The following is an 11,910-nucleotide window of genomic DNA, read 5'->3' as shown; positions in this document are numbered from 1 at the left end:
GGTGCCCTACCGTGGAATCGAACGCAACAACAACTGGCTGCACCACCGCGCCGCCGCGATCAACCTACGCCGCCTGATCACCCTCGGACTGACTACCACCAACGGCACCTGGACACTGGCCACCGCCTGAACCGCGGCACCGCCGCCCCACCTAGATCGATCACCACGACCACACCCCGGAACCGACACATCCCCGCAGCAGGAACCTCAACCCAGGCTGGACCCTAATTCAGCAGGCTCCTAGGGAGCGAAAAAACGCGCGTCGCCATCGCTCCTCGCACCTCAGGCATCGGTGCGGGACGGTCAGGACAGGCAGCCCTTGAAGGTCTGGAAGTCGCCCGCGAACGCCGGTCCCTTGCAGGTCGGGCCGTTCTTGCCGTCGACGACGACCTCGCCGCCGGGTCCGGCGATACCGATGGCCAGGCCGGGACGAATGCCGTCCATGGTGACCGTCGCTCCGGGACCGAGGGCGATGGCCGCGGGTCCGGCGAAGTTGTCGGCGGTGACGTTGGCTTCGCCGCCGTTGTCGGTGATGGCCAGCGAGAGTCCGGTCGGGCCGGAGTCGGCGCTACACGAGGCCGCAGAGGCGGACTGGCCGGGAAGTGCCGGACATACGGTGGGCGCGGCGCCGGCGGACGGCGCGGCGGCGAGCGATACTGCGGTCGCACCTGCGGCGGCGACGACGAAACCCAGAGCTGTGCGCGTGACCGTCTTCATGTTGGGACTCCTTTGTCGAGGAACGGTGTCGTGCGTGGAGCGATTCGGAATGGCCGCCGGGCCGGATGGGGTCCGCTTCGCACGCCGCCTCGCCACCGGTCGTGTGCCCAGCGCGCGTAGGTTGAAAACGTGCAACTGCGAATCTTCACCGAGCCCCAGCAGGGTGCGACCTACGACGACCTGCTCACCGTCGCCAAGGCGACCGAGGACCTGGGCTTCGATGCCTTCTTCCGTTCCGACCATTTCGCCGGAATGGGCGGCGACGGCCTCCCCGGGCCGACCGACGCGTGGATCACGTTGGCGGGCTTGGCGCGCGAGACCTCGCGAATCCGGCTGGGGACGCTCGTCTCGTCGGCCACTTTCCGGCTACCCGGGCCGTTCTCGATCGCAGTCGCCCAGGTCGATCAGATGAGCGGTGGCCGTGTCGAATTGGGAATCGGAACGGGCTGGCACGAGGGTGAGCACGAGGCGTACGGAATCCCGTTCCCGCCGTTGAGGGAACGGTTCGACCGCCTTGAGGAGAACCTCGAGATCATCACCGGGTTGTGGCAGACCCCGCTGGGCGAGGAGTTCGACTACGAGGGCACGCACTTTCGCCTCTCGAAGTCGCCGGCCCTGCCCAAACCCGTGCAGCACCCGCGCCCGCCGATCATCATCGGAGGCAGTGGCAAGAAGCGGACGCCCGCGCTGGCCGCGCGTTTCGCCGACGAGTTCAATGTCGTGTTCCAGCCGCTCGACGTCGCCGGGGATCTCATCGGTCGCGTCCGCACGGCGTGCATCGACACCGGCCGCGACCCGGAGTCGCTGACCTGCTCCGCAGCGCTCGTATTGTGTTGCGGCCGCGACGAAGCCGAGTTCCGACGCCGGGCCGAGGCCATCGGCCGGGAACCGGACGAGTTGCGCGAGAACGGGGCTGCCGGAACCCCGGACGAGGTCGCCGCAAAGATCGCGACCTACGGCGAGCTGGGCGTCACGCGCATGTATCTGCAGACCCTCGATCTGTCGGATCTCGATCACCTCGAGCTCGTCGCGTCTAAGGTCGCCCCGCAGTTGGCGTGAGCGCCCGCGGGCACCCCGTCTGCTGGGTGCGGCGTTCGTAAAGCTTGCTCCGAAGTGTCAGCGGCCCGGCGGCCGTCGTGGACCATGAAGGCACCCGCCCACGAGTATGAGTGGCTAGATCCCATGCTCCCTGAGGTGCGAGCGAAGCGAGCCACGAAGGGTGTTGCAACGTGTCTCGCCAGGCCCTTCGTGGCTCGTCGCTTGCGCTCCTCACACCTCAGGGACCAGAGGTTTTGTGGTTCTTTCGGATTCGGGAGCAGGGGTTATGCGCCTCTTTCGGCACAGGGACCAGGGGTTTGGTGGTTCTGTCGGATTAGACAGTCGAGTGTCCTCGAAGGGTTCCCCCGACCCGGCACCCGGGCCGACCAGGATGGGCCATAATCCACCTCATGGTCGACAGGGGCGAGCACACATCATCGAGACCGCCGGAACGTCAACGGATCAAGAAGCTGGCCCAGGCCGCGCTCAACGCCGACGTGACCGTCGAGCAACTCGAGGGCATCATCGCCGACATGGGGGAGACCCTCGAAGGACTCGGTCCCACCCTGGACGGGCTGAACTCGACGATCGCGAAACTCGACGTGACGCTGGTGCGACTCTCCGGAACCCTCGACCAGGTCGACGCCACCGTCGACCGCATGTCCGACATCGTCGGGCGGCTCGAACGGGTGGTCGGGCGGGTCGAGGCACTCGTCGGTATCGGCGAGGCCGCCTTCCGTCCGCTCGGCGTCCTGGAGTCGGCAGGCAAGTCGGTCGCTGCCCGACTCGGCTGGCACTGAACATCGAAACGAGATCAGGGAATGACACCGGAAGAACACAGTTTTCGTGGCCGGCACGGGCACACCATCGTCTATGACGTCTACCGTCCCGCGGAGAGCCCGCGCGGCGTCGTCGTGGTGGTCCACGGCCTCGCCGAGCACGGTCGCCGGTATCTGCACGTGGCGCAGCGGCTCGTCGACGCCGGTTACCTCGTCGCGATACCGGACCACGTCGGTCACGGCCGGTCGGGTGGCAAGCGACTCCGGTTGCGCCGGTTCGGTGACTTCACCGACGACCTCGACACGGTGCTCGCCCATGTCGCCGACGGCAGCGTCCCGACGTTCTTGATCGGGCACAGCATGGGCGGGTGCATCGCTCTCGACTATGCGCTCGACCACCAGGACAAGCTCGACGGACTGATCCTGTCGGGGGCGGCCGTGCTGCCCGGTGACGACCTGCCCGATCTGGCCGTCCGATTCGCGCCGCTGATCGGTCGGATCGCACCGGGATTGCCCACCACCGAGTTGAGTTCGTCGAGCATCTCCCGGGATCCGGACGTCGTGGCCGCCTACGACGCCGACCCTCTGGTGACGCGCGGCAAGATCCCGGCCGGGCTGGGCGGGGCGATGATCGGCACCATGCGGTCGTTTCCCGAGCGCCTGCCGTCCCTGCAACTACCCATCCTGGTGATGCACGGCAGCGAGGACGCGCTCACTGACCCGCGCGGCAGCGAACTCGTCGAGCGGCTCGCCGGATCGGCGGACAAGACGCTCGTGATCTACGACGACCTGTTCCACGAGATCTTCAACGAACCCGAGCAGGCGGTGGTGCTCGACGCGGTGATCACCTGGTTGCGCGGTCACACCGAGCGCCCGTGACCGTCGCGCGACCACTCACGTCAGTCGCACCACTACCCCGGCCAGCAGGACCAGCACGCCGCCGATCTCGCCCACGATGAGCGCGAGCATGAACAGGTAGGTGCCGGGAGTCGGGTCGACGAACTGATTCGTGGTGTCCCGCAGGGCGCCGTGGATGCAATACGCGGCGATCGCCGCGACGAAGAAGACGATCGGGACCGCCGCGGCGATCACGTTGACGGTCGTCGGGAAGGCGCTGAGTTCGACCAGCGCGGCGAGCACCAGGGTGGCGAACGAGTACATCAGCGCGGCCCGATGCGCGATGTCGACATAGACATGGGCCGTCCGGTCCGGTGAGGTGCGGATGCCGTGGTACTTCCACACGCCCAAGACGAGTGCCCAGACGAGGATCACACCGGACGCCACGACCACGACGATGGTGTCGACGCCGACGAGGTCGGCGAGATCGGGGTCGGCGGTCATGGCTGAACGCTAGCAGCAGGTGCGGTAGAAGGGATCGGTCGCTCACGCAGTCCGTTCCCGCTCACACTTCCGGTGAGCGGGAACGGAAACCGTGAGCGGGAGAGCCGGTCAGCGGGACGGGACCGGGGTGCTGCTCGAGGTACCGGGTGTGACGGGCCCCGTCGGGGCGAGCTGGGGCACGGTCGGCGTGCTCGACTCCGAGCTGGTGGCCGATTCCGGGACGGACGCGTCCACCGACTCCGAGCCCGACACCGCGGACGGCGCGAGGCCGGCCGAGGACGACCCGGAGGCCGCCGACTCCGCTGCGGACGACTCGGCGGACGAGGAGGCCGATTGCGAAGCGGACCCGGTCTCGTCCGAACCACGGGCCGAGAGACCCGACAGGTCGAGAGCCGGTGATTCCTCGGCCGCCTTCTTCGCCGCCAGGGTCACCTTCGCGGGGCCGTCGGGATCGGGGCTGCCCGAGGCGGAGACGACGGTCGTCTTCGTGGTCACCGGCGGGTTGTTGCGCAGTGTGGTCAGCACGTGCTCCTTGCCGTCACCGAGCGCACGTCCCCAGTTCTCCCACGTGTGGCCGCCGTAGTTCGGCAACGAGATCACCGATACGCCGGCCTGCTTGGCCTGCAACTGCATGAGCACGGTCGACACCGCGGACAGGATCTCCAGGGCCATCGCACTGAGTTGGTCCTGCGGCGACAGCTTGGCCATCTCCGACGGCGTCAGGAAACCGTTGCCCGAGGAGATGATGAGAACCTGGCCGTTGTCGGCCAGCTGCGTCAGGTTCTTCGACGGGTCGTTGTCGGTCCAGCGGGTGCCGCCCGGCGCGCCCCACATGTTGACGACGCCGTTGACGTAGTTGGACACCATGGTCTGCGTGGCGAACACGCCGAGGGCGCCGACCGGGTTGTCGGTCTGGTAGTAACCCGACATCGCCTGCACGACCTTGAACTGCTCGGGGTGGCGCTCGGCGAGGGTCACCGCGGGCCCGCCGGACATCGACAGTCCGATGATCGCGTTGTTGTTGCGGGCCACGCCGAACTCACGCTCGAGGTAACCGGGCAGCTCCGAGGTCAGGAAGGTCTCCTGCTTGATGACCGTGTTCTTGTCACCGGCGCCGCCGTCCCAGTCGGTATAGAACGACGATGCGCCGCCCACCGGCATGACCAGGGTGGTGTCGGCCTTGGCGTCGTAGACCTTGGCGGCCTGCACGTCGGTGGTCCATGCCGAGCGGGTTTCGCTGGCGCGCATACCGTCGAGCAGGTAGACGCCGCTGTCGCTGCCGCTCGAGGCGCGGATCTGCACGATCACGTGGCGTTTCTGCGACTCCGACCACACCTTGCAGTTCTGGACGTAGTTGCCGGAGGAGTCCCACGTGCAGCCCGGCCGCAGCACTTCGGGATGCCCACGCAGAGCGCTGGCGGTGTTCGACGAGTTGATCAGCGTGCTCGCGCCGAACAGGCCGAGCGTGAGGATCGCGACCACCGAGATGCCGGTGAGGAGTCGGCGACGAGGTGAGGGTCGGCGTGGCGACTCGGGCGTCTGGCCCGCGGGGGTGGAGGGGACGGGCGGTTCGCTGTGCGAGTGCGACATGGAGCTCCTGACATACGCGGCCACCCGACTACACGGTGCCGATGTCAGGGATGTCGTTCGGAGAGTGGACCGGCGTTACCGGGTGAGCGCATTTTTCCGAATGATCTCGGCGGTCTCGTCCGGACGTTCCCACCAGAACATGTGTCCGACGTCGGACCATCGCGCCAGGGTGGCCTGCGGGATGAGGTCGGCGAGCCGCTCGCCCTCGGCGACCGCGATCATCTCGTCGACGTCGCCGTGGATGACCGCCGTCGGCATGTCGAGTGAGCCGATCCGGTCGCGGGTGTCGTGTGCCGCGCAGGCGCCCGCCTGCCACGCGACGACTGCCGACGGAACGCGGCGCTGCCTCGACAGCGAGACGAAATGGTCGAAGGCGCCGGCGCGGGCGATGAACTCGGGAGACAGATTGACCTCGAACGCGATGCGCGCGACGCGGTCGGCGTCGCGCGACGAGATCGCCTCGACGAGGCGGGCGGCGCCGGACGAGCCGGGCGCACCGATGGCCCCGGGGCCGCCCGCGGTGGTGCAGCCGAGGACGAGACTGCGCACCCGGTCCGGCGAGTTCAGGGCGAGTTCCTGCGCGATCATGCCGCCCATCGACGTGCCCAGCACGTGGGCGGAGTCCCAGCCGAGGCCGTCGAGGATTCCGCGGGCGTCGGCGGCGAGGTCGGCGATGGTGAACGGTCCCTCGGCGCGACTGCTCGTGCCGATGCCGCGATGGTCGTAGGCGGCCACCGAGAAGTGCGGGGTGAGGGCGTCGAGGAGCTCGTCGGTCCACATCCCGCGGTGTGCGGACATGCCGCCGATGAGCAGCAGCGGTTCGCCGTCGCCGAACACCTCGGTGTCGAGGACGGGACCGGCATCGGACGCGACGGGGATCTGCATGCGGAGATGGTAGCCACGCGGATGACCGGATTCCGTGATTCGCCTCAGAGCGCCGGCGAGATCGCCGCCCACATGTTGGGGAGTTCCTTCTCCCAGTAGTACCAATGGTGGGTTCCGACCTCCTGCAACGCGTCGGTGAACGGCAGACCCGCACCGCGCAACAGCTCGGCGAACCGGCGCGAACAGTCGCTGGTCGCGATCTCGAACGCCGACGATGCGGCGAGTACCACCTGGTAGAGGCCTTCCTCGGGCGTCACGTTCCGCTTGAGGTCGGCGGGACCGAGCCGGCCGGCACCGGAGTACAGGTACAGGGCCTTGCCGCGGAGACGGTCGAGATGCAGCGCCGGGTCGTGGTCCCGCCATCCGGCCGAACCGACCGGCCCCCAGAGGTTGTCGGCGTTCGCCCCACCCCGGGCGAGGGTGGCCCGCACGTACGACTCTCCCTGCGGTGAGGACACCGGAGGACATCCGCTGATCGAGGCCACCGCGCGGTACAGCGCCGGGGCCCGTGACGCGAGCGTGAACGCCGCCTGCCCGCCCATCGAGGCGCCCGCGATCCCGCGCGAACCGTTCGACTCGAAGCGAGCGTCGACGAGGGGCGGGAGTTCCCTGGTCAGGAACGTCTCCCACATCGGTTGACCGACGCGCGGATCCCGGCGCTGCCAGTCGGCGTACTGGCTGCCGTACGCACCCGTCGGGAGTACGACGTTCACGTCCTTGTCGGCGAAGAACTCGTCGGCATTGCCGGCTCCGCGCCACCCACTGTCGTTGCCGCGCGAACCCGCCCCGTCCAGGAGGTAGAGCGTCGGCCGGGGTCCGGTCTTCGTTCGTGGCGTGAGGACGAAGAGCTTGATGTTCTTGGCCATCGCCGCCGAGTAGACCCAGACGACGGCGCGTGTGGGGGACTCCTGCACGACCGACACCACCCGCGGCGCCACGGGCGCTGCCGCCGACGGCGCGGCGGCCAGACACAGCATCACCAGACATGCGGCACAGACCGCACGAAGAATCACTCGAAGCACCGTTCCCCCATGTGCGCCGCGCGGACGCTCTTCCCCCGAAGAATGTGGATTCGATCGGTCGGCGGCCGGGCCGCCGGATCGAAGTCGTTCGGAAAGCGTAGGACGTTCGCGCAGTCCTGTCCGGGCCTTGCGAAATCCCGGGGTACCGCGGTGGGCGCGGCTCCAGACGAACGACGCCGCCGGGCACATCCGTTGGGGATGCGCCCGGCGGCGTCGGGAGAGGGAACGGGCTGGGTTGTCAGGCCCCGAAACCGAGCAGCGACTTCACTTCGAGGAACTCGTCGAAGGCGTAGTCACTCCACTCGCGGCCGTTGCCGCTCTTCTTGTATCCGCCGAACGGTGCGCTCGGGTCGAGCTGGGCGCCGTTGAGCGAGATCGAACCCGCACGGATCTGCGATCCGATCCGGCGGACCTCGTCGACGTCCTTGCCGGAAACGTAGCCAGCGAGGCCGTACTCGGTGTCGTTGGCGACCTTGATCGCTTCGTCGATCGAGTCGTAACCGATGACGACGAGGACCGGGCCGAACACCTCGGTGCGGGCGATCTCCATGTCGTTGGTGACGTCGGTGAACACGGTCGGCTTCACGTAGTAGCCGGTCTCGAGACCCTCGGGGCGCCCGGGACCTCCCACGACCGCGGTCGCGCCGTCGGCGACGGCACGCTCGATGAGACCCTGGATCTTGTCGAACTGCGCCTCGGACACGACCGGGCCGAGCTTCACGTCGGTGGTGGGATCGCCGACGGTGAGCTCGGCGGCGACACCCTTGGCGATCTCGGCGACCTCGTCGACGCGGCCGGCCGGGACCAGCATGCGGCTCGGGGCGTTGCAGGACTGGCCCGAGTTCATCATCATCGTCGCGATGCCGCCGGCGACGTTCTTCGCGAAGTCGTCGTCGTCGAGGATGATGTTCGGGCTCTTGCCGCCGAGTTCCTGGGCGACGCGCTTCACGGTCGGCGCGGCACTCTTGGCGACCTCGATGCCGGCGCGGGTGGACCCGGTGAACGAGATCATGTCGATGCCCTCGTGGCTCGACAGCGCGGCGCCGACGCCGGGGCCGTCACCGTTGACGAGGTTGAACACGCCTGCGGGTACGCCGGCGGCGTCGAAGATCTCGGCGACGATCGCCGCGCTGAACGGCGCGATCTCGGAGGGCTTGAGGACCATGGTGCAACCGGTGGCGAGTGCCGGGGCGACCTTGCACATGACCTGGTTGAGCGGCCAGTTCCACGGGGTGATGAAGCCGCACACGCCGATCGGCTCCTTGGCGATGCGCGAGCTGCCGCGGTCCTCGACGAACTTGAAGTCGGGGAGTTGCGCGGCGGCGGTCATCAGGTGGCCGAGACCGATCGGCACCTGGGCGGCGTTCGTGAGGCCGACCGGCGAACCCATCTCCTCGGTGACCGCGGCGGCGAGGTCGCCCATGCGGTTCTGGTACTCGGCGATGATCCGGTTGAGGACTTCGAGACGTTCGGAGACGGTCGTCTGTCCCCAGGTGACGAATGCGCGACGGGCGGCGTCGACCGCTGCGTCGGCGTCGGCCGCGCTGCCGATGGCGACCTGTCCGGCCGACTTCTCGGTGGCCGGGTTGATGACGTCGATGAGGTTGAGCTCGGCGGGCTCGACCCACTGACCGTCGATGTAGAACTTGGTGATGTCCGGCATGGTGCCTCCGTTGCAGCCTGAAGTGAGGACAATTGTTGTCTGTTTCACACTGTAGGCGCTGCCGCGACCGGGGTCTCGCGAATCCCGGCGTTCCGGGGGCGACACTTTGTGACCGGTTCTGGAACAGCCGTCCCAGTCGCATTCTGCGACGCTCGGCCCGGCCGCGAACGACTAGGGTCGAATCATGATCCTCATCGTCGTGAAGTTCCCCATCAAGCCCGAATTCGCCGACGAGTGGCCCGAGTTGTCGCGCGAGTTCACGGACGCGACCCGTGCCGAACCGGGTAACAAGTGGTTCGACTGGTCGCGATCGCTCGAGGACCCCAACACCTACGTCCTGGTCGAGGCGTTCGACGACGATGCCGCGGAGGCACATGTCACCGCCCCGCACTTCAAGCAGGCCCAGCAGGAACTCCCCAAGTACCTCCAGCGCACACCCGACGTCATCAACACGACGATCGAGGGCGACACCTGGTCCGAACTCGGGGAGTTCCGGGTCGACTGAGCTCTCTCAGCGGCCGGCGCGGACCTCGGAGTCCGTGTCGGCCCCCGCCGGGTCCGCCGGTCGCGCCGCGTCGTCGCCGATGCCGAGCTTCTCGCCCTCGATGTCGACGTCGGGCAGGATGCGGTCGAGCCAGCGCGGGATCCACCACGCCTTGTCGCCGAGGACGGTGAGCACCGCCGGCATCAGGGTCATCCGGACGACGAAGGCGTCCAGGAACACCGCGGCGGCCAGGGCGAAGCCCATCACCATGATGAAGGCCATGTCCTGCAGCATGAATGCGGCGAAGACCGAGATCATGATGGCCGCGGCCGCCGCCACGACGCGGGCGCTGTGGCGATATCCCTCCACCACCGCGGTCTTCGCGTCGGCGCCATGCACGTACGCCTCCCGCATCCGGGTCACCAGGAACACCTGATAGTCCATGGCGAGTCCGAACACGATGCCCACCAACATGATCGGCAGGAACGACACCAGCGGTTGCGGGTTGTCGACGATCCCCAGGGCGCCGTCGGTGAAGAGGGCGACGGTCACACCGAAGGTCGCGGCGACGCTGAGCAGGAAGCCGAGCGCGGCGGTCAGCGGCACGAGGATCGAGCGGAACACGATGATCAGCAGGAYGAAGGCGAGACCCACCACGACCAGGAGGTAGGGGATCAGCGAACTCGACAGTCGGTCGGAGATGTCGAGTTCGATCGCGGTCTGCCCGGTCACCCCGTAGGAGATGCCCGTCGTGCCCTGCACCCGGGACTCCATCTCGCGGAGCGATTCCACGAGTGCGGGTGTCGCCTCGTCGGCCGGCGCGGTCGACGGGATGATGGTGATCTTCGCGGTGTCCTGGGCCTCGTTGAGCCCGCCGGCACCGATCTGCGCCACCTCGACGTTGTCGACGCGACCCAGGTCGTCGACGAGTGAGTCGAAGGCGCGCAGGCGCTCCCCGGTGTCCTGGATCTCGCGACCGTCCGCGACGACGACCAGCGGTCCGTTCACGCCGGGGCCGTAACCCTCGGCGACCATGTCGTAGGCCCGGCGCTGCGTCTCCGACGGCTCTGCGGTCCCGTCGTTGGGTAGCGCGAGCTTGAGCCCGGCCATCGGGATCGCGAGGACGACGAGGATGCCGACGATCGCGACCGTCACGGTGCGCGGCCGGGCCACGATGCGCTGGACCCAGCGCTGGCCGTTGTGCAACCGCTCCGCATCGTGCGGTCCGACATCGGGAGCGTTGAGGCGCGGCACCCGTCCGGCGAACGCCTTGCCGCCGAACAGGCCGAGGATGGCCGGCAGAAGGGTGAGCGCGACCAGCACGGCAGCCACCACGGTGCCCGCGGCGGCGATACCCATCGCGGTGAGGAACGGGATGTTCACGATCGCCAGTGCGGCCAGCGCGATGACGACGGTGCTGCCGGCGAAGACGACCGCCGAACCGGCGGTGCCGACCGCCCGGCCCGCCGCGTCGGCGCGGTTCGCCGACCGATGGATCTCGTGGCGGTAGCGGGACACGATGAACAGCGCGTAGTCGATGCCGACCGCGAGGCCGATCATCGTCGCGAGAATCGGTGTCTCGTTGCTGAGGTCGAAGAAGTGGGTGCCCATCTGCACGCCGAGCATCCCGATGGCCACGCCGACGATCGCGGTGATGATCGGCATGCCCCACGCGACCAGGGAGGCGAAGGTCAGGATGAGGATCAGCGCGCCGACCCCGATGCCGATCAGCTCAGAGGTGATCCCGAGCTCGAATTGCTGTGTGGCCGAACCCTTCATCTCGACGGTGAGGCCGGCAGCCCGGGCGTCGTCGGCGATGGCGTCCATCTGTTCGCGCATGGTCTCGGTGACGTCCGAGGATGCCTCGACGTCGAAGGAGGCGCCGAGTTGCGCAACGGTGCCCGCCGCGTTGATCGGCGAAGTGGCCTGCGCGTCTGCGGCGGCCTCGTCCGCGCTCTTGTCGAAGGTCTCCCGCTGGAAGGTCGCCGAGAGTTCACGGAGCTGACCGGGGGACTGCTCGGTGCCGTACGAGACGAACGGGTTGGCGATCGAATCGGGGCTCTTCACGTTCTCGACGGTCTTGAGGCCGGCCACCATCGAGTCGATGGCGCTCTGGAACCGGGGCTCGCTCAGCGTCGAACCCTCCGGTGCGCGGACGACATACGTGACACCGATGTCGGAACCGAACGTCGCTTCCCCGGGGAAGCGTTCGATCATCAGGTCCTGGGCACGCTCCGACGGGATGCCCGGGATCGAGAACGACTCCGAGGTCGGTTTGGCCAGCAGGCTCGCGCCGATGCCCAGCCCGATCAGGACCAGAACCCAGATCGCGATGGTCTTGAGGCGGTTCTCGTACGCCCATCGCCCTAGTCGGTACAGGTGTGTTGCCAC

At 68.1% G+C, this 11,910-nt stretch carries 11 protein-coding genes; 4 read left to right on the top strand and 7 right to left on the bottom strand.

Annotation, left to right across the window (positions count from 1 at the left end; translation table 11 throughout):
• Positions 1–303 precede the first annotated feature (303 nt).
• Positions 304–717 carry a hypothetical protein gene (locus A9310_RS19225; RefSeq protein WP_065631983.1) on the bottom strand — a complete coding sequence of 138 codons (414 nt, stop codon included), beginning with the start codon at positions 715–717 and terminating at the stop codon, positions 304–306.
• A gap of 129 nt (positions 718–846) precedes the next feature.
• On the opposite strand from A9310_RS19225, the gene A9310_RS19220 reads away from it, so the two are divergent.
• From A9310_RS19220 to A9310_RS19210, 3 genes are all read left to right on the top strand, one after another.
• Entirely contained in the window at positions 847–1,776 is a 930-nt protein-coding gene (locus A9310_RS19220; protein ID WP_065631982.1) for an LLM class F420-dependent oxidoreductase, read from the top strand.
• Positions 1,777–2,165: 389 nt separating this feature from the next.
• Entirely contained in the window at positions 2,166–2,555 is a 390-nt protein-coding gene (locus tag A9310_RS19215) for a hypothetical protein (protein WP_065631981.1), read from the top strand.
• Between the two features lie 21 nt (positions 2,556–2,576).
• Positions 2,577–3,413, top strand: a complete 837-nt coding sequence (locus tag A9310_RS19210) for an alpha/beta hydrolase (RefSeq protein WP_065631980.1) — start codon at positions 2,577–2,579, stop codon at positions 3,411–3,413.
• Between the two features lie 15 nt (positions 3,414–3,428).
• Here A9310_RS19210 and A9310_RS19205 read toward each other — a convergent pair whose 3' ends face one another.
• The 5 genes from A9310_RS19205 to A9310_RS19185 form a co-directional block, all read right to left on the bottom strand.
• On the bottom strand, positions 3,429–3,875 hold the full coding sequence (locus A9310_RS19205) for a hypothetical protein (protein ID WP_058250782.1): 447 nt from the start codon (positions 3,873–3,875) through the stop codon (positions 3,429–3,431).
• 108 nt (positions 3,876–3,983) lie between these two features.
• Complete coding sequence (locus A9310_RS19200) at positions 3,984–5,465, bottom strand: alpha/beta hydrolase family protein (protein WP_065631979.1); 1,482 nt, start codon at positions 5,463–5,465, stop codon at positions 3,984–3,986.
• A gap of 75 nt (positions 5,466–5,540) precedes the next feature.
• A complete protein-coding gene (locus tag A9310_RS19195) occupies positions 5,541–6,350 on the bottom strand; it encodes an alpha/beta fold hydrolase (protein ID WP_065631987.1) in 810 nt (269 codons plus the stop codon).
• Between the two features lie 44 nt (positions 6,351–6,394).
• Positions 6,395–7,363, bottom strand: a complete 969-nt coding sequence (locus A9310_RS19190) for an alpha/beta hydrolase family protein (RefSeq protein WP_254661302.1) — start codon at positions 7,361–7,363, stop codon at positions 6,395–6,397.
• Between the two features lie 247 nt (positions 7,364–7,610).
• Entirely contained in the window at positions 7,611–9,035 is a 1,425-nt protein-coding gene (locus tag A9310_RS19185) for an aldehyde dehydrogenase family protein (protein ID WP_065631978.1), read from the bottom strand.
• A 184-nt stretch (positions 9,036–9,219) separates the two neighbouring features.
• Here A9310_RS19185 and A9310_RS19180 point away from each other — a divergent pair, with 184 nt between their 5' ends.
• Complete coding sequence (locus tag A9310_RS19180; RefSeq protein ID WP_065631977.1) at positions 9,220–9,540, top strand: putative quinol monooxygenase; 321 nt, start codon at positions 9,220–9,222, stop codon at positions 9,538–9,540.
• 6 nt (positions 9,541–9,546) lie between these two features.
• Here A9310_RS19180 and A9310_RS19175 read toward each other — a convergent pair whose 3' ends face one another.
• A complete protein-coding gene (locus tag A9310_RS19175; protein ID WP_065631976.1) occupies positions 9,547–11,910 on the bottom strand; it encodes an MMPL family transporter in 2,364 nt (787 codons plus the stop codon).

Source organism: Gordonia sp. UCD-TK1, from assembly GCF_001691435.1.
GTDB classification, from domain to species: domain Bacteria; phylum Actinomycetota; class Actinomycetes; order Mycobacteriales; family Mycobacteriaceae; genus Gordonia; species Gordonia hongkongensis.
The sequence above is the reverse complement of the archived record's forward strand: the minus strand, read 5'-3'. Positions and strand labels throughout refer to the sequence as shown.

Coding starts and splice junctions, on each gene's coding strand:
- A9310_RS19185 (WP_065631978.1), bottom strand. CDS start 9,035: ATGCCGGACATCACCAAGTTCTACATCGACGGTCAGTGGGTCGAGCCC.
- A9310_RS19210 (WP_065631980.1), top strand. CDS start 2,577: ATGACACCGGAAGAACACAGTTTTCGTGGCCGGCACGGGCACACCATC.
- A9310_RS19195 (WP_065631987.1), bottom strand. CDS start 6,350: ATGCAGATCCCCGTCGCGTCCGATGCCGGTCCCGTCCTCGACACCGAG.
- A9310_RS19215 (WP_065631981.1), top strand. CDS start 2,166: ATGGTCGACAGGGGCGAGCACACATCATCGAGACCGCCGGAACGTCAA.
- A9310_RS19205 (WP_058250782.1), bottom strand. CDS start 3,875: ATGACCGCCGACCCCGATCTCGCCGACCTCGTCGGCGTCGACACCATC.
- A9310_RS19200 (WP_065631979.1), bottom strand. CDS start 5,465: ATGTCGCACTCGCACAGCGAACCGCCCGTCCCCTCCACCCCCGCGGGC.
- A9310_RS19225 (WP_065631983.1), bottom strand. CDS start 717: ATGAAGACGGTCACGCGCACAGCTCTGGGTTTCGTCGTCGCCGCCGCA.
- A9310_RS19180 (WP_065631977.1), top strand. CDS start 9,220: ATGATCCTCATCGTCGTGAAGTTCCCCATCAAGCCCGAATTCGCCGAC.